The organism is Lysobacter sp. CA196 (assembly GCF_052078695.1).
Classification (GTDB): domain Bacteria; phylum Pseudomonadota; class Gammaproteobacteria; order Xanthomonadales; family Xanthomonadaceae; genus Lysobacter.
Map to the genome: position 1 here is coordinate 44591 of NZ_JBQJIN010000013.1, position 17741 is coordinate 62331.

At 66.7% G+C, this 17741-nt stretch carries 15 protein-coding genes and 1 pseudogene; 7 read left to right on the plus strand and 9 right to left on the minus strand.

The window, feature by feature from the left end; all coding sequences use genetic code 11:
• Positions 1-18: 18 nt before the first annotated feature.
• On the minus strand, positions 19-573 hold the full coding sequence (locus tag ACTOWK_RS13225; protein ID WP_441330622.1) for a hypothetical protein: 555 nt from the start codon (positions 571-573) through the stop codon (positions 19-21).
• A 118-nt stretch (positions 574-691) separates the two neighbouring features.
• Complete coding sequence (locus ACTOWK_RS13230; RefSeq protein WP_441330623.1) at positions 692-1363, minus strand: hypothetical protein; 672 nt, start codon at positions 1361-1363, stop codon at positions 692-694.
• A 187-nt stretch (positions 1364-1550) separates the two neighbouring features.
• Here ACTOWK_RS13230 and ACTOWK_RS13235 point away from each other — a divergent pair, with 187 nt between their 5' ends.
• Together ACTOWK_RS13235 and ACTOWK_RS13240 are read left to right on the plus strand one after the other, a co-directional pair.
• On the plus strand, positions 1551-3377 hold the full coding sequence (locus tag ACTOWK_RS13235) for an extracellular catalytic domain type 1 short-chain-length polyhydroxyalkanoate depolymerase (protein WP_441330624.1): 1827 nt from the start codon (positions 1551-1553) through the stop codon (positions 3375-3377).
• A 79-nt stretch (positions 3378-3456) separates the two neighbouring features.
• Positions 3457-3948, plus strand: a pseudogene (locus tag ACTOWK_RS13240) (YgjP-like metallopeptidase domain-containing protein); the annotation flags it as partial.
• Positions 3949-4060: 112 nt separating this feature from the next.
• Here the strand turns inward: ACTOWK_RS13240 and ACTOWK_RS13245 are convergent.
• On the minus strand, positions 4061-5341 hold the full coding sequence (locus ACTOWK_RS13245) for an MFS transporter (protein ID WP_441330625.1): 1281 nt from the start codon (positions 5339-5341) through the stop codon (positions 4061-4063).
• Positions 5342-5674: 333 nt separating this feature from the next.
• On the opposite strand from ACTOWK_RS13245, the gene ACTOWK_RS13250 reads away from it, so the two are divergent.
• Positions 5675-6736 (plus strand): oxidoreductase, encoded by a 1062-nt coding sequence (locus tag ACTOWK_RS13250; RefSeq protein ID WP_441330626.1) that lies wholly within the window; start codon positions 5675-5677, stop codon positions 6734-6736.
• Between the two features lie 172 nt (positions 6737-6908).
• Here ACTOWK_RS13250 and ACTOWK_RS13255 read toward each other — a convergent pair whose 3' ends face one another.
• Together ACTOWK_RS13255 and ACTOWK_RS13260 are read right to left on the minus strand one after the other, a co-directional pair.
• Positions 6909-7829, minus strand: coding sequence for a hypothetical protein (locus tag ACTOWK_RS13255; protein WP_441330627.1), 921 nt, complete (start codon positions 7827-7829; stop codon positions 6909-6911).
• On the minus strand, positions 7829-10006 hold the full coding sequence (locus ACTOWK_RS13260; RefSeq protein ID WP_441330628.1) for an XVIPCD domain-containing protein: 2178 nt from the start codon (positions 10004-10006) through the stop codon (positions 7829-7831). Before ACTOWK_RS13260 ends, ACTOWK_RS13255 begins: the two co-directional genes overlap by 1 nt.
• Before the next feature lie 373 nt (positions 10007-10379).
• Between ACTOWK_RS13260 and ACTOWK_RS13265 the strand changes: the two genes are divergently transcribed.
• From ACTOWK_RS13265 to ACTOWK_RS13275, 3 genes are all read left to right on the plus strand, one after another.
• Complete coding sequence (locus tag ACTOWK_RS13265; RefSeq protein WP_441330629.1) at positions 10380-11240, plus strand: AraC family transcriptional regulator; 861 nt, start codon at positions 10380-10382, stop codon at positions 11238-11240.
• A 144-nt stretch (positions 11241-11384) separates the two neighbouring features.
• A complete protein-coding gene (locus tag ACTOWK_RS13270) occupies positions 11385-12515 on the plus strand; it encodes a carboxylate-amine ligase (RefSeq protein ID WP_441330630.1) in 1131 nt (376 codons plus the stop codon).
• A gap of 37 nt (positions 12516-12552) precedes the next feature.
• Entirely contained in the window at positions 12553-13350 is a 798-nt protein-coding gene (locus ACTOWK_RS13275; protein ID WP_441330631.1) for a gamma-glutamyl-gamma-aminobutyrate hydrolase family protein, read from the plus strand.
• A 100-nt stretch (positions 13351-13450) separates the two neighbouring features.
• On the opposite strand, the gene ACTOWK_RS13280 is transcribed toward ACTOWK_RS13275, so the two are convergent.
• Complete coding sequence (locus ACTOWK_RS13280; RefSeq protein WP_057918314.1) at positions 13451-13795, minus strand: RidA family protein; 345 nt, start codon at positions 13793-13795, stop codon at positions 13451-13453.
• 128 nt (positions 13796-13923) lie between these two features.
• Positions 13924-14556, minus strand: coding sequence for a hypothetical protein (locus ACTOWK_RS13285; RefSeq protein WP_441330632.1), 633 nt, complete (start codon positions 14554-14556; stop codon positions 13924-13926).
• A 483-nt stretch (positions 14557-15039) separates the two neighbouring features.
• On the opposite strand from ACTOWK_RS13285, the gene ACTOWK_RS13290 reads away from it, so the two are divergent.
• A complete protein-coding gene (locus ACTOWK_RS13290) occupies positions 15040-16005 on the plus strand; it encodes a chitinase (RefSeq protein WP_441330633.1) in 966 nt (321 codons plus the stop codon).
• 87 nt (positions 16006-16092) lie between these two features.
• On the opposite strand, the gene ACTOWK_RS13295 is transcribed toward ACTOWK_RS13290, so the two are convergent.
• Both ACTOWK_RS13295 and ACTOWK_RS13300 read right to left on the minus strand, forming a co-directional pair.
• The gene (locus ACTOWK_RS13295) at positions 16093-16695 is read right to left on the minus strand and encodes a hypothetical protein (protein ID WP_441330634.1); all 603 of its coding nucleotides are present in this window, start codon (positions 16693-16695) and stop codon (positions 16093-16095) included.
• A gap of 135 nt (positions 16696-16830) precedes the next feature.
• Entirely contained in the window at positions 16831-17565 is a 735-nt protein-coding gene (locus tag ACTOWK_RS13300) for a hypothetical protein (RefSeq protein WP_441330635.1), read from the minus strand.
• Positions 17566-17741 lie beyond the last annotated feature (176 nt).

Here is a 17741-nt window from a genome sequence, read left to right on the forward strand (position 1 = left end):
GACCGCGCTGTGTAGGACTCAGGTCTCTTCCGTCTGGCTCTGCAACCACACTTCGAATGCCTCGCCGTGTGCCTCCTGGGCGATATCCACGATTTCCCAGGGGTTCTCGACAGGGTCGGCATCAAAATTTTCCTTGAGCCAATCCGTATAAGCGTCACCGTGCGCGCTGACCTCGTAGCCTTCCTGGTCGTTATAAAAGCCCAGCCCTTCGAACTCGACGATGATGTCGATGTCGTAAGTCAGGATTCGCATGAGCTCCAGGACACCGCCGGCGATTACATGCATCCCGGCTGCTTCGCTGAGTGCGACGACAGGCATCTGGTCGAGTTCTTTGCCTAGCCCTTCATCCCAAAGCGCGAGCAATGCGCCGGCCCGGTTCGCGCTCGCGAAAGGCATCAGCCGCCTCGAAAAATCATCCTTCCCGGACCATGCCTTCAGAGCGCGGCCGTCGTATTCGATCAATGCGAAGCCCTGAGCGAAGGCGGGCATCCGCTGCTGAAAGGCATACAGCCAAATGAACTCCTTCGGCAGCGGCTGCCCGTGAAAGTTCCGCTGAAACGATTCCATCGTCATGGCTGGATATTCCTTTAGTGGGTAGACAGGACATTGGGGCGGCGAATCGTCGGCTCGGTCCGCTTGCCCGAATCATTCGTTCGTCGGCGGCCGCCGGCAACGGCGCCGAGCGGCAAGTTCAAGCGTTCCGACCTCCCTGCCCGGCCAGGAATTCCTCCAGGCCGGGACAGCCGAGGCGATGCCAGGCCGGATAGTCCATGCGATAGAACGCGGTCGCGCTGCGGCTGATCGCCGCCAGCGCCGCGGCGCTGCCTTCGCGGCGGTAGAGCTCGCGGATGCGTTGGTCCTCTTCCTGCAGACGCTGCTGTAGCGACGGGGCAGGTGCGCGGCGCAGCGGCACCGCGGGCCTCGGCAAGGCATTCAGCGCGGCGCGGATACGCTGCGTGCCGGCGAAGGTCGACGCATCGCAAGGCCATTCGCCGCCGTCGAGCATGGCCAGGGCCAGATCGACCAGATACTGCTGATGCGGCGCGCGATCGCGCGCTTCGAGCAGGTACCGGCGATACGAGGGTTGCGGCGCCAGCGCCGCCAGCCAGGCGCCGCAGGCCAGTTCGCGGAAGGAATGCGCGAACAGCAGGTCATGGAGCAGATCCTCGTCGAGAGCGCCGATGCCGCGCAGGCTGAGGTAATACGCCTCCAGGTCTTCGTGGCGCGCCTGCGGGTATTCAGCCAGCACCGGCGCATGTTCTTCGCCGGCGGCGAGCATGGCGGCGAGGAAATGCGGCTTGGCCAAGGCCAACGGCGGCAAGCCGTCGATCACCCAGGCCAGGTCTTGAGACAGGTAGTGCATGTGGACCGCTCCGGATCGGCATCTGCGGCCGCGCGATCGCGGCCCGCGGCAGTATCGCCCAGCCCGCCACGCAGCGGTGCGGCCCCGTGCTGCAGCGCAATGTGCCCCATCGGACGATGGCGGGCGCTGGCCCGCGATGGCCCACTGCGGCCACGCCGGACTCGCTAGCGGCGCGGGAGTCGATCGCATGTCCGCTTCGCACCGTCCCTCCGTAAGCCTGCGTCCGCATCGCACGGCCGCGCGCATCGCAGGCTTCGCCCTCGCCCTCGGCGCGCTGTGCGCAGCGATGCCGGCGCTGGCCTTGACCGAAGTCACCGGCTTCGGCAGCAACCCCGGCAATCTGCGCATGTACAAATACGTCCCGCCGGGATTACCGGCCGATGCGCCGCTGGTCGTCGCCCTGCACGGCTGCGCCCAGAGCGCGGCCAGCTACGACGCCGAAACCGGTTGGGAACTGCTCGCCCAACGCTGGCGTTTCGCCTTGCTGCTGCCGCAGCAGCAAAGCGTCAACAACGCCAACGCATGCTTCAACTGGTTCGAAAGCGGCGACAGCACGCGCGGCCAGGGCGAAGCCTTGTCGATCCGGCAGATGGTCGAGCGCATGCGCAGCGATCACGCAGGCGCCGCCGACCGCGTTTACATCACCGGCCTGTCCTCGGGCGGGGCGATGACCGCGGTGATGCTGGCGACCTACCCCGACGTGTTCGCCGGCGGCGCCATCGTCGCCGGCATTCCCTATCGCTGCGCGCTCGGTTCGAGTGCGGCGTTCTCGTGCATGTCGCCCGGTACCGATCTGACGCCGGCGCAATGGGGCGACAAGGTACGCGCCGCGAGCAGCCACGCCGGCCCCTGGCCGATCGTGTCGATCTGGCACGGCGACGCCGACTACCTCGTGCGTCCGGCCAATCAAGCCGAAAGCCTGCAGCAGTGGACCAACGTACACGGCATCGATCAGATCGCCGACGTCGAGGACACCATCGCCGGCTATCCGCACAAGCTCTATCGCGATGCCGCCGGACGAGCGCTCGTCGAAACCTACTCGATCACCGGCATGGGCCACGGCACGCCGGTCGACCCCGGCAACGGCGAAAGCCAATGCGGCACGGCCGGCGCCTACGTGCTCGACGTCAATCTGTGTTCGAGCTATTACATCGGCCGCTTCTGGGGGCTGGACGATCTCGACCCGAACCCGCCGCAGGTCGCCCTGACCGCGCCGACCGACGGCGCCTCGGTCAGCGGCACGGTCGCCCTCAGCGCGAACGCCAGCGACGGGGTCGGCGTGGAGCGCGTGGATTTTCTGCTAGACGGTGCGTTGCTCGCCAGCGATGGTGAAGCGCCTTATGCGGCGAGCTGGGACAGCAGCACCGCCAGCAACGGCATCCACAGCCTGCAGGCGCGTGCCCAGGACGTGGCCGGCAACACCGCCACCTCGCTTGCGGTGCAGGTCGAGGTCAGCGGCGGCACCAGCGGCCCGCCCCTGGCGATGGAATTCGACAACGAAGACGCCGACGACGGCTACGTCAAAGCCAATGCCGACGCCAGCGCCACCGCGGTCGGCACGCTCGAAGCGAGCTACGGCCTGGCGATCGGCCGCGGCAGCGACGGCAAACACAATCGCAGCCTGCTGTCGTTCGACACCTCGGCCCTGCCCGACGGTGCCGAAGTCGTCGCGGCCTCGCTCAGCGTCGCCAATCGCAGCGCCTACGGCGACCCGTGGAGCCAGCCGGCCGGCAACCGCCTGCTGGTCGATGCGCGCAGCGGCTGTTTCGGCGCCTGCGCCATCGAAGCCGGCGACTACGCGGCCGCGGCCGACGCCACGGCGGTAGCGGAACTCGCGCGTTTCAGTGGCGGCCGCCAGACCAGCACCGCATTCAGCGCGGCCGGCCTGAATGCGCTCAACCGCGGCGGCCGCACCCAATTGCGGCTGCGTTTCGAGCAAGCGCCAGGCGCCACCCACTACCTGTGGATCGACCGCGGCGCGAGCGCGAAACTGCGGGTCGAATACCGGCCCTGAGTCGCAGTTCGACGGCCGCGAGACGGCGGTGCAGACCGCCGTCTCGCGGTCCTGGACGGGTTTGCCGTATCGTTCGCCCATGGACGAGCTTCGCTACCTGCGCGGCTACAACGAGCGCGTGCTGGACCAGGTGCGCGCGCTGATCGACAGCGGGCGCCTGGGCGAGGTGCTGCGCAACCGCTACAGCAGTCGCCACCAGGTACGCGACGACAAGGCCTTGTTCGAGTACGTGGTCGATATCAAAGACCGCTACATGCGCAAGAGCGATCCGCTCAACAAGGTGATCTACGACAACAAGCTGCACGTGGTGCGGCATGCGCTGGGCACGCATACCGCGATCTCGCGCGTGCAGGGCGGCCGGCTCAAGGCCGCGCGCGAGATCCGCATCGCCACCCTGTTCCGCGACGCGCCGGCCGAATTCCTGGAAATGATCGCCGTGCACGAACTGGCTCATCTGAAGCACCGCGACCACGATAAGCCGTTCTATCAGCTGTGCGCGCACATGAACCCGGACTATCACCAGCACGAGTTCGATCTGCGCCTGTACCTGACCCAGCTCGAGCTCGAAGCCGCGACGCGCCGTGAAGGCAACGCCGCGGCCGACGGTAGCGAGCCTCAAGCGGCGAGCGGCGCCGGGCCGTAGTTACTCGCACAGCGCACGGCGCCGCTCATCGATCGCGGGCTCAAGCCGCGCTGCGATCCTCGCGCACCGCCAACAAGGCGATCAGGGTCAGTGCGGCCGCGCCCGCGAGGTAATAACCGACATAGGCCAGGCCGTAGCGCCCGGCGAGCCAGGTCGCGATGTAGGGCGCCAGCGAGGCGCCGAAGATCCCGGCCAGGTTGAACGCCAGCGAGGCGCCGGTGTAGCGCACCGGGGTCGGGAACATCTCGGCGAGAATGGTGCCGAGCGGGCCGTAGGTCAGGCCCATGATGCCCAGGCCCAGGCCGAGGAACAGCAAGGTGCCCCAGGCGCTGCCGCTCGCGAACAAGGGCGCGAAACCGATGCCGAACAGCATGATCGCCAGGGTCGACAGGATCATCGCCAGGCGCCGCCCGCGGCGGTCGGCGAAGATCGCCGACAAGGGGATGGTCGCGGCGAAACACAGCACGCCGCCGAGCTGCAATTGCAGGAACTGCTCGCGCGAATAGCCCAGCTGCGAGGTGCCCCAGCTCAGCGCGAACACCGTCATCAGATAGAACAGCACGAAGGTCGCGAGCGCGGCGAAGGTGCCGGCGACCAACGCGCCGGGATGTTTGACCAGCACCTCGAGCATCGGCAGGCGCACGCGCTCGTGATGGTCGATCGCGCGCTGGAACGCCGGGGTCTCGCTGATCCGCAGCCGCACCCACAGGCCGACGAACACCAGCACCGCGCTGGCCAGGAACGGCACGCGCCAGCCCCAGGCGAAGAAGGCGTCGTCGCCCATGGTGTCGGTCAGCAGCAGGAAGATGCCGGTCGAGAGGAAGAAGCCGATCGGCGCGCCGAGCTGCGGAAACATGCCGTACCAGGCGCGCTTGCCCGGCGGCGCGTTCTCGGTCGCCAGCAACACCGCGCCGCCCCACTCGCCGCCGAGCCCGAGGCCCTGGCCGAAGCGGCACAGCGCCAACAGGATCGGCGCGGCGATGCCGATGCTCTGGTGGGTCGGCAACAGGCCGATGGCTACCGTCGACAGGCCCATGGTCAGCAGCGCCGCGACCAGGGTGGCCTTGCGGCCGATGCGGTCGCCGAAGTGGCCGAACACCGCCGATCCGACCGGACGGGCGAAGAAGGCCAGGGCGAAGGTGGCCAGCGATTGCAGAGTCGCCGAAGCCGGATCGGCCGAGGGAAAGAACAACTTCGGGAACACCAGCACCGCCGCGGTGGCGTAGATGTAGAAGTCGAAGAACTCGATGGTGGTGCCGATCAGGCTGGCGAACAGCACGCGGGACGGGGAATTGGCGGACGCCGGTGCTGCTGCGCTCATTGCGTTTTCCAACCTGGGGACCGGTGAATTGTTACCCGATCCGGGCCCTCGCAGGCCAGCGCGGGCCGCAACGGCGGAATCGGGCCGTATCCGCGCGTCGTGCCGCCTCGGGGTAGGAGCGGCGTCCCACGGGGATTTCCTTTGCTCGCAAGCCGCGACCGTCCTGCATCCGATCGCGCCGATAATCGGCCGCCCGACGACTCCTCTCTGCCCGTCCTGCCGCTCCGGCAAAGCCTGTGCACATCAGAGGTGCAACCCCACTAACCCGAAAGCCCGGTGGCCCCATGCGCAACGATCCGGCAAGGTGTCCGCATCCCCCGCACGAGCCAGGCCATGAGCGAATCCCCCACCCACGTCGCCCTGATCGGTTATGGCTTTGCCGGCCAGACCTTCCACGCGCCCTTGATCGCAGCGACACCGGGCCTGCGCCTGAGCCTGGTCGGCTCGCGCAACGCGGGCAAGGTCCAGGCCGACCACCCCGAGGTCGAGGTGCTTGCCGATCCCTTCGCCGCGGCGACCGATGCGCGCGTCGACTTGGTGGTCATCGCCACGCCGAACGACAGCCACGCCCCGCTCGCGCGCGCCGCGCTCGCCGCCGGCAAGCACGTGGTGGTCGACAAACCCTTCACCCTCGAGATTGCGCAAGCGCGCGAACTGGCCGCATTGGCCGCCCACCATGGACGCCTGCTGTCGGTGTTCCAGAACCGGCGCTGGGACAGCGATTACCTCGGCGTCAGGCACGTCATCGACACCGGCTTGCTCGGCGAGGTCGCGCATTTCGAGTCGCATATCGACCGCTACCGGCCGCAGGTGCGCGAACGTTGGCGCGAACAGGCCGGCCCGGGCAGCGGGCTGTGGTGGGACCTCGGCCCGCATCTGGTCGACCAGGCCCTGCAGCTGTTCGGTCTGCCCGAGCGGGTCATCGCCAGCCTCGCGACCCAGCGCCCCGGCGCGCAGGTCAGCGACTGGGCACATGCGGTGCTCGAATACGGCACGCGGCGGGTGATCCTGCACGGCAGCATGCTCGCCGCCGGCGGCAGCCCGCGTTTCCTGGTACACGGCACCCGCGGCAGTGTGGTCAAGACCCTGGCCGACCGCCAGGAAGCGCAGTTGCTGTCGGGTCTGCGCCCGGGTGCGCCCGGCTGGGGCCTCGACGAGGACGAATTGATCCTGCACGACGGCGAGGCGACCCGGCGTCTGCCGACGCCGGCCGGCGACCAGCGTCGTTACTACATGGCGGTGCGCGATGCGCTGCTCGGCCACGGCGAGAATCCGGTGACGCCGGCGCAGGCGATCGCGGTGATGGCGGTACTGGAAGCGGCGGTGGCATCGGCGGCCGCCGGCCGCGCCGTGGTGCCGGCCTTGAACGACAGCGAACGCGCCGCCTTCGGCTGAGGCGCGCGCGCTTGTCGATCCCACGCTGAGCGCGCATCCAGTCCAGCAGGCGTGGGGCAGACCGTAATCGCCTTGCTTGCCCTGTGGTTCCCCATCCCGGAAAGCAGACGTCAACCCCTGCCCTGCATCACTGTCGGGCTCGCCCTCAAGGGTGGCAAGACGCCTTGAGGCATCAACGGAAGCTGGGGTAGTCCTGTCGCAGTCGGGCCTCAGCTTGGACAGCCAGGGGGTGAGGGGCCATCTCGGGCAAGTCGCGAATCAACGACCACGGCGTATCCACCAACAGATGCCCTACCGCGAACTCCGGCGCCCCAACGCGCCGGCGAAGCGCCTGAACCGCCAGCAGCTCGGCCGGGTATACACGATCAAAGTTGTACTCAAACTCGTAATCAATGCGGTTTGTGCTGCCGCGGCTCCGGCTGATATGAAAGTCCGAGGCCGCCTGCATCACCTTGCAGAAAACAGCCTCGTCGTCAGTGCGCCAGGAATCCAGAACGGCTTGATACTCTGGGCAAACCGAATCCTTAGGCCGATACGAAGTCTCCAGGTCAAACGCGGCGGAAAAAAGATAGATCAAAAACGCATCACTCGTCCCGCGCCGCCAGCCGTCCGGATAGTGGCTCAACGGCTTCATGCGCAAGTCCTTCTCCGCCACATCAATCAGAATTTTGGCGCACACCTCGGCGAGCGCCCACTGAGAAAGCATGGCCGGGCCTGCCGATTGCATGCCGGTAAGGAACGGTCGTAACGGCTGATGCTCGTGAGGCAGCGATAGTCCTGCCACCTTTCGGAAATCGAGCGCCCGGAACTGCATGGCGTATTGGAGTGCCTCTACAAGCAGCTTAGGATTGTGCGCTGTTTCAGTCGTACAGGCGCGCGTCGCATATGCATGTCCGATCATGTGCAGCGTTGCGAGCGCCGGAACAAAGACTCCAGGCGCCTGAAGCTCAACGTGGAGAGTCGCGAATCGTCCCTCCAAAACATTGCTGTCCACCATGCTGTGCTGCCACCACTGGTCGCAGCCCTTGAAAACCTTCTTGAGCGACGGATGCCACAGAAGTCCACCTGTAGTGTTCGATTTCTTTGCGACCATTAGACCGTGATCCTCGGGCCGCCGCGATTTGGCTCGTCGGGGCCGCGCTGGAGCTGTTCTTGTTGAGCCAGGGCTTGCTGCTGATGGATCTGCGCTGTCCTCGTTAGATTCTGCTCAGCGGACTCTTGCGAAGCCTGAGAGACGTTCACGCGAACATCGAAGTGTGGTCCGCGTTCACCGTGTGGCGAGTACACAGCATATGCCGTCTGCTCGCCAGTAGGAGATGTCGCAATGCCGGCGCCGTCGATTCGTTTTGTCAGGGGATCGGCCGCATACTCCCGGAGCAAAGCAGCCGCAACATTTATGCATTGCTGCTCACCAAGACATCCACTAGCGGCAATCCCTCTCTGGAGCGCTTGGAACTCTGGGCCATTTCTAAGCGAATCGAGTTCGGGCGATAGCTCAGCTTTCCGGTCCTTCGGATGCGTCCAGGGCTCGGATTCGTGTGTATCCACCCGAAGCTTATGCGATCCAGGCTGATTGGAAATATTGATCTTTACCCAGGTCGCCTTAGCCTGAAACACGTTATTCGCGCCGAATGCCTCCTCACGTATGCCTTCCGCTATCTTGTTCAGACCGGGAATGGTGCGATGCGGCTGCCACTGCCCCTGCTGCTCCATAGCCTTCTGAAGGCGAGCGGCGATGAACTCCTCAGGATCAGGCCCGCGCTGGGCAGCGGCCTTGCCGAGGATCGATGTCTTTACCTCGAAGAATTCCAGTTTCTGGGAATCAGGGTCGCGCCCGACGACGTCGATACCTTGCCCCGATCTGTTCTTAATCGAAACAATGTCGGTGTAGCCCTGCTCCACCATCTTGTAGGTCTGGAGCGCCTCGCCGATGTCGCCGACCTGCTTACGACTGAGGCTATTGAGGTCCACACCTTTCAGGCTGTGATCCAGCGCTTCTTGGAAACTGACCTTGCCCTCGAAGATCGTCTTGTCGAGCTTGGCAACCTCACCTAGTTCCTTCGGCGTGAGTTGGCCGCTGCGCAAGATGCCTTCGACGTTGTCCGTCAGCTGCGCAGCTCTAACAATGCCTTCGAGGTCGCCATTCCTTCGGGCGCTATTGATTAAGCCTTCCGCGAACTCCTGGGCACCGGCAGCTGCGCTCCCGCCGCGCCCTACATTTCGTTCAAGCTTTCCGAGAACCTCACCAGCGTCCTTGACCGCCTCGGCCGTATCTCCTGCGAGTTCACGAGCGCCGCGACCAAGCCCTCCGGCTTTGCCCAGAACGTGCATGTCGGCACCGCCAACCCGCACAATCTCGCCCAGCCGCGACACTTCGACCGCATGCTCACCAGGCACCAGCGTATCGATGGCTTTGGCGGCCTTGCCGAATTTCCTAAGCGCTCCAGCCGGCAGGACATTGGCGATGATTTCGACGCCGATCACACCGGCGGAGCCGCCCAGGTATTCGGATTCGGTGCCCTTCGCCTGAGCTTCGCGGAGCCCCTTGTCCCATTTCTCCATCGCATCGGTGGCGGCGGCCTGGGCGTCGGTCAGCGGCTTCTTCGGGTCATCCACGACCTCGGCGGCGTACATCCGGACCATGCCGACGACCATTTTGCGGTAGTCGGGGTCTCTGGACAGGCGGTCCGCCATGTCCACAACATCGACGAAGTCGCCGATCGTGCGGGCCGCGTGAGTCAGTGCACCTCGCGCTGCACCCACTTGAAACTGATGCATACCCAACATTGCTGTCGCCGCGCCAGCTGCCGCCCGCTCACCACTACTGGCGTCGGGATCAGAGGCGATCCCGCGTAGACGTTGCTGACCCTCGCCGCGCAAGTCTTCAAACGCTTTGTCCGTTGCCTTGTACCGCTTGACCACTTCATCGCGGGCGGCAGCCGCCGCTTCCGCAAGCCGCTCGCCTTGCCGCTCTACAAAGCTATCGGTGATGTTGGCCGCATCCAGCGCGTCGGCGAACCGTTGCTTCTCCGCCGGGGTCTCCAACCGGCGATCAATTGCATCCAGGAACTCGTCGCGATTGAACTGGCGGAAACCCAGCTGTTGCAGGTCGTTGACTAGACCTACAGCGTCGACCCCGCCAACGCGGCGGTTATGGATGAGTAAGCGCTCGGCCTCGTAATCGAGCCCATCAACGCGGCCATGTTCATCGGTAGCCGCCAGCAACGCAGCCAGATCGCGGGTATCCACCCGCTGTGAGGAAGCTGCCATCGGAATGTCCTTATTCAACCGGGGGTTGCCATTCCAGCTTATCAGCCCGACCACGGCCCGGTCGCTGGTCCGCCAAACGCGACTTTGTGCCACGCGGCAGAGTCCGTCGCACGGGCCGCGACAAGGCAAGAGGTCGTCTCAATTTCCGGCGACCGCGCGTCTGCCGGCAACCATGTCTCTGGCCAACCCCGCCACCGCATGGCAATGTCCTGCGCGCCCGCCGTGCGCAGCCGCATCCGCAGACGGCGGCTCGCCGGCCTGCGCATCGCGACCATCGCCATCACCGCCCGAAGGCGACGCTTCCTGCAAATCCGCAACCTGGATCAAGTCCGCCGGCCCAGACTGGCCCCGCACGACGCCACCGGAGCCCCGCTTGAACCGCAGCAGCACCTTCGACCACTACAGCGCTCGCATCGAGAAGGTCGTCGCCTTCATGTCGAGCCGGCTCGACCAGCCGCTGACGCTGGCCCAGCTCGCCGAAGCCGGGCATTTCTCGCCGTTCCATTTCCACCGGGTCTATCACGGCCTGATGGGCGAGACCATCGCCAGCACCCAGCGCCGGCTGCGCCTGCACCGGGCCGCCAACGATCTGCTGACCAGCGAACACAGCATCGCCCAGATCGCCGGCCGCGCCGGTTACGGCAGCGCCGCGGCCTTCACTCGCGCATTCGGCGCCACCTACGCCTGTGCGCCGGCCGCGTTCCGCAAGCGTCGTGCCGCCCTGCCCGCGTTGTCGCGCGCAGCCTTCGACCCGACCCTGGAGAGCCTGATGTACAGCGCCGAAATCACCACCCTCGCCCCGATCCGCGTCGTCGCCCTGCCGCACAGCGGCAACTACCAAGCCATCGGCGACACCTTCCAGGCCTTGTACGCCTGGGCCGGCCCGCGCGGGCTGATGCGCCAGGACACGCGTTGCCTCGGCATCTATTACGACAGCCCGGCCGACACCCCGCAGGAACAACTGCGCTCGGAGGCCTGCCTGACGGTGCCGGGCGGTACCGAGCTCGGCGAGGGCATGCGCTGGGTCGAAATCGCTGGCGGCCGCCATGCCGTGGTCGTGCACACCGGCCCCTACAACGAGTTGCACCGAGCCTACGACTGGCTGTTTTGCCAATGGCTGCCGGCGAGCTTCGAGGAGGCCGGCGACGCGCCGGTGTACGAGGAGTACCTCAACGACCCGTCGAGCCTGCCGCCGGCCGAATGGAAGACCGCGATCTGCCTGCCCTTGAAGTAAGCCCCTTGAAGTACCTTCCAACAGAGCCCCAAGCAGAGGCGGCCGCGCGCGCCGGCCGCCTCTCTTCAACTCGCGCTTACATCCGGAGCGCTACCTTGGGCGCATGACGACATCGACCCGATCGCAGTCGCGGAACGATCCGCGATGAGCGCGCAGTGCGATTACAGTTTCGGCATCGAGGAGGAATTCTTCCTGGTCCGCCCGGAATCCCGGCTGCTGGCCTCGCAGGTGCCGTCGCGGTTGTGGAAGCGGGCCCGCGCCGAGTTCGGCGACGCCATCGAGAGCGAACTGCTGCAGGCGCAGATCGAAATCGCCTCGCCGATCCTGTGCGACATCGGCCAGGCCCGGCGTCAGCTCGGCGACCTGCGCCGCGGCCTGTCGGCGCTCGCGCACGAGCACGGGCTGGCCTTGCTCGCCGCCGGCACCCATCCGCTCGGGCTGTGGCGCGAACAGATCGAGACCGATAAACCGCGCTACCGGCGCTTGGTCGAGGATTTCCAGATCGTCGCGCGGCGCAGCCTGGTCTGCGGCCTGCACGTGCACGTACAGTTGCCCGACGACGTCGACCGCGTCCAGGTCATGAATCGGGCGATGCCGTGGCTGCCCCTGCTGCTGGCGCTGTCGACCTCGTCGCCGTTCTGGGACCGCCTGCGTACCGGCCTGATGAGTTACCGCCAGGCCATGTACGACGAATGGCCGCGCACCGGCATCCCGGATTTCTTCGAAAGCGAAGCCGACTACGACGCCTTCGCCGCAGTGCTGGTGCGTGCCGGCGCGATCGCCGACGCGAGTTCGTTGTGGTGGGCGATCCGGCCCTCGCCGAACTACCCGACTGTCGAGTTGCGTATCGCCGACGCCTGCACACGCCTGGAAGACAGCCTGGCGATCGCGGCGCTGTACCGCTGCCTGATGCGTCACCTGGTCATGCATCCGGCGCAAGCGCCGGCATGCAACGCCGGCGTGCGCCGGATCATCGACGAAAACCGCTGGCGCGCCAAACGCTTCGGCCTGCAGGCCGAGTTCATCGACGAACGCGGCAACACCGAGCCGGCCCTGACCCAATTGCAGCGCTTGCGCGAGCTTTGCCGCGAAGACGCACAGGCGCTGGACTGCGTCGAGGCGCTGGCCTCGATCGACGACATCCTGGCGCGAGGCACCAGCGCGCATGCGCAACTGGCCCTGTACCGCCAACAACGCGACCACGGCGCGAGCCGCACGGCGGCGCTGAAATCGGTGGTCGACTGGCTGCTGCACACCACCGTACCTGCCTGCTGAGGCCGCGACGATGCCCGCGAACGACCGAGAACCCGCCATGCCCCCGCCCGCCCGCAAACTGCTGATCGGCCTGTCGCCTCGGCTGATGCGCAACCTGCCGCCGTCGTACGGTTTTCGCAACAAAACCCTGCAATACCTCGAACAATCGATGGCGCACTGGGTCATGTCGAGCGGCGCGCTGGTGGTGATGATCCCCACCGTCGACGCCCTCGGCGAAGTGCAGGCCACCGACTTGTCGGTGCGCGACTATGCCCGCTCGCTCGACGGCCTGATCCTGCAGGGCGGTGCCGACATCGACCCGCAGGCCTACGGCGAACGCCCCAGCGAAATGCTGATGACCACCGACCCGGAGCGCGACCGCTTCGAGTTGAACCTGCTGCGCGCCTTCATCGAGGCCGGCAAGCCGGTGCTCGGCATCTGCCGCGGCATGCAGCTGATCAACGTCGCCCACGGCGGCAATCTGTACCAGGACCTGGTCGATGGCGGCGCCACCCGCAACCAGCACTACATCCCGGCGCGTTACGACGAGCACGCGCACTCGCTGCGGATCCGCGAAGACGGCTGGTTCGCCGAGCTGTATCCGCAGGCGCAGGCCCAGGTCAATTCGATCCATCACCAGGGCATCAAGAGCCTCGGCGAGGGTCTGGAAGTGGAAGCCTGGTCGGAGGACGGCATTCCCGAATGCATCCGCAGCGCCGGCAGCGGCTTCGTGGTCGGCGTGCAATGGCACCCGGAGTTCCACGACCAGCGCTTTCCCGAGCTGTTGCCGGGGCGGCCGCTGCTGATGGCCTTCATGCAAGCGGCGCGCCAGCGCGAACAAGCCGAAGCGGCCTGAGTCGATCTGAATCGATGTGAGTCGGCCCGGCACTGAGCGGACCAGAGTCCGCCGGGGCGACCGCACCGCACGGCGGCGACGGTCGCTGCAGGACGGCCGCTTACAGCGCGGCGGTCACCACGATTTCGACGCGGAATTTCGGATTGGCCAGCGGCGCCTGCACGGTCGCGCGCGGCGGGGTATGCCCGGCTGCGACCCAGCGGTCCCACACGGCGTTCATGCCGGCGAAATCCTCCATATCGGCCAGGAAGATCTGCGCCATCAAGATGCGGGTCTTGTCGGTGCCGGCGCGCGCGAGCAAGGCGTCGATCGAGGCCAGGGTTTCGCGGGTCTGCCCGGCGATGTCGAGGTCCTCGCTGTCGGGCACCTGTCCGGCCAGATAGGCGACGCCGTTGTGAATCGCCATTTCCGACAAACGCGCGCCGACGTCGAATCGCTGAATCATGCATCACCTCCTGGATGTGGGTCGGCCATTGTCGTTCAAAGCGGCGCCGCGCACACGCACAATGCCTCACCGGACCGCCGTGGCCGGCGATCTCGTCCTCAGGCACATTCTTTGGCAGTCCGGATGGCCTACAGCTCCGGCGTACTGGCCTCGATGATGCGCTCGCTTTCCTCGCGCTCGCCACTGCGGTCCGGGCCGCTCAGCGCGGCGTCGGCATTGGCCCGATGCTGGGCGCGCACGTCCGGCGGCAGCACGTCGATCTGGCGATGCGCCTGCGCCACGGCGCGTTCGCCGGGCTTGAGCTGGCAGTTACGGCTGAGGATTTCGAGCTCGTCGCCGGTCTGCGCCGCCCCGCTCTGCAGATTCACCACCACGCCGAGGGTGTCGCCCATCGGTTCGAGCCGGTTGCAGATCGCATCGATGGTGCCGTAACTGCGCTGGCCGTTGCGGTCGACGATGGCCAACAGGTTTTCGCCGTCGACCCATACCGCCGAACGCACGCCGGTTACGCTCTTGGCGGCGACGCGCGCATTCTCGCGATCGATCTTTCGGGCCGGGTCGACCAGGCGGATCGCCCGACGCAGATCGCGGTCGAGCGCCTCGACGTTCTGGTGCAAGGCGACCTGGTCGCCGGCGATCGCCTGGCCGCGCATCTTCGCCAGGCGTTCGGCGGTTTCGCTGCGGTCGATCGGCACGCCGGCGCGCGGCGGCTTCTGCGCCGCCTCGCGCTCGGCCTGGCCGCTGCAGGCGCTCAGCGCCATGGACAACATCAAACCGCAGAGAACTGCGCCAACTGCATTTGCGCCACGTTTCATCGCATCACCTCGTGCAGTGAGGACGGCCCGTATCGATCGGCCGGGCCTTGGCCGCCCCGACCGCTTTATACCCCGCGGCGGCCCGGAACGGTTGCCGCATCGCAACGCAAATGCGACCGCGGTCGCGCCTCGACCGCTTCGACGCGAGCACGGACCGGGCCCGGGCGCGTTTCGCGATCGCGTCCCGGATTCGCCGGCGGCCGTGCCGTTACAGTCGATCGCAGGTCGTTCGCGACCGTCGCGACCCGCATGCGGCCTTGATGGCCGCCTGCCGATCCTGGGAACGACCGGCTATCGCACCGGTCGCAGCGACGGCGCCTGACCGCAGGCAAGGCCATAAGCATAAGCAAGCCGCATCCAACGCCTCGCATCCGGATCGACCGCGTGCGTACCCCGGGGGGACCGAGCGTCCACAACCGAGGATACGTAATGAAGACACCCAACCAGACCGCACCCCACGGCCAGCGCAGTCGCACCGCCTGGGCCGTCGCCGGCCTGCTCTGCGCCCACGTCGTTTTCGCCGCACCGCAGGCGCCGCGCGAAGACCGGTCCGCTGCGCCGAGCGCGACGACGCAGGCCGGGCCCAGCGCGAGCTGCAGCTACGTCGACTGGAGCCGCGGCATCAACTACACGCTCGGCAGCATCGTGAAATACCTGCCCAACGGTCAGTACTACAAGCTGGTCAACGTCGGCAGCAACGGCAGCGACGGCACCGACCCGACCATCAGCACCTGGTACTGGCAGCCGACCAGCTGCGACAACACCACTCCGCCGGGCGGCGGCGGCTTCATCGTCACCCAGGCCCAGTTCAACCAGATGTTCCCGAACCGCAACCCCTTCTATACCTACGCCGGCCTGGTCGCGGCGATCAAGTCGTATCCGAACTTCGCCCACGAAGGCGGCGACACCATCGCCCGCCAGGAAGCCGCGGCCTTCCTCGCCAACGTCAACCAGGAAACCGGCGGGCTGGTGCATATCCGCGAGCTCAACCAGGCCAACTGGAACCATTACTGCGCACCGGCCGGCACCTGCGGCAACAAGCAATATTATGGGCGCGGGCCGATCCAGCTCAGCTGGAACTACAACTACGCCGCCGCCGGCAACGCGCTCGGCCTGGACCTGCTCAACAACCCCGACCTGGTCGCGACCAACGCCGCCATCGCCTGGCAGACCGCGCTGTGGTACTGGATGACCCAGCGCGGCGGCGCCAGCAATACGCCGCATCAGGCGATGGTGAATCTGCGCGCGTTCGGCGAGACCATCCGCGCGATCAACGGCGGCATCGAATGCAACGCCAGCGGCCTGGGCCACCAGCAGATGCTCAACCGCGGCGCCTACTACCGCAACTTCGCCGCGATCCTCGGCGTGCCGCCGGGCAATAACCTGACTTGTTGATGCTCCACCGGTCGATGCCGGGGCCGGCCGCCGCCTGCGCGCGCGGCCGGACTTTACCCGGTACCGGCCGCAGTGCGTGCTTTCTACTCAGCCATCGAAGGCGGCGCAGCCGATTTCCTGGGTGCCGGCCTGTTCGCCGGCACGCACGAAACGCAGATCGGGCATCGGCAGGTTCTCGCTCGGCGGCTCGGTCGGCACGCCGAGCTTGAAATACTCGCGATAGACCTCGGGCACCGGCTGCGCGCCGATCGCCGCGCGTGCCTGTTCCGCGCTCGCCTCGACGACCACGGCGAAGGTCGAACCACTGCCGAAGTCGTAATCGACATGGCGTACGAGAAAACCATGCAGACGCGTGGGACGGCTCGGGGTCAGCGTGCCCCAGCCGGGGCCCACGTCGCCGAGGTTGCTGTCCGCATCGACCGCGACGCCGGCCTGGCGCAGGGTCTGCGCGAACGCGGGTTCCTGCACATCGGCGAAATACTCGCCCTTGCAAGCGGCATTCGTGGCGACCCATGCGGCGAAATCGAAAGCGTTGGGCGCTGCCGGCACGGTCGCAGCCTGCGACTGCGGGGGCGGAGACGACGGTGCAGCGGCGGCCGGCGATTTCGCATTCTCGTCGTCCGCGCCGACGCAGGCCGACAAGGCCAAGGCCAGCAGCCATGCGCCCCTGCTCAGAATCTTGCCTTCCATGCCCGTCTCCGTAGTCCGATGGCCATAGCCTACCTGCACGGGGCGGCATCGCGAAGACAGAACGCCGAAGACCGACGGGCGTGAAGCCGGCGGGCGTGAAGTCCGCTGCGGACCACGACCGCCGGCGCGGGTCGGCTATTCGGCGGTGAGGTAGTAAGTGAAAGTCTTGTCGTGGCCGATCGTATTGGTGCCGTGCACGACGAGCGTATGCGAGCCCGGCGCGAGCGGCTTGAACATCATGAAGAAGCCGTCGACCACCGCCGGCTGCCAGGCGCCGGTGATGCAGCCGTCCATGCGCGGGCGCAGGCTCAGATCGCCCTTGATCGAGACCAGGTTGTCGGAGGCGTAGCGATAGCCGAATACATCGCGGATCGGGCGCCCGTCCAGACTCACTTCGAGCAGGTTCACCGTGTCCATCGCCGCGGCCGCATCCTGGCTCAGAAAATCGTACAGCGACTGACCGGGCGCGGGCTCGAAGTTCGGGTCGGGGCAGGGATAGGTATTCGTCACCGCGCCGATATAGAGCAGGATCGATTTACCGCGCGGGATCGTGCAATGGCGGGTGCCGCTGAACACCGGCGGCCCGGCGATGCGGGCGATGTACCAGACCGGGCCGTGCTGGTCGACCGCGCAGTTGGCGCCGGTCGGGTCGTACAGCGGGCTGCGCTCCAAGGGTTGCGCATAAACCCATTGCGAAGCGGTTTCGCCCCAGGTCGACATGCTCTTGCCGAAGGGGCGCGAATCGCGTGGATACAGCACGCGCTGGTTGGCGTGATGGCTGCCGTTGTCGGCGGCGGGGCTGCCGGCCTGCGCCGAAGCGCTGCAGGCGAGCAGGACGGAAAGCAGAACGGAGATACGGGTCTGGCGCATGGGACGGTCCCTCGACTGAGGTGGATACGGCGACGGTGCCTGCGCGGCGGATGCGATGGAGAATGCGAGCGCAAGCCTCGGGCGATTGCCATGGCGAAGGCGCAAGCGCTCCCGGCGGCCACCCGCGATAACGGGCCGCGTCGGGAGGATTCGGCAACCGATCGCCATCCAGCAAG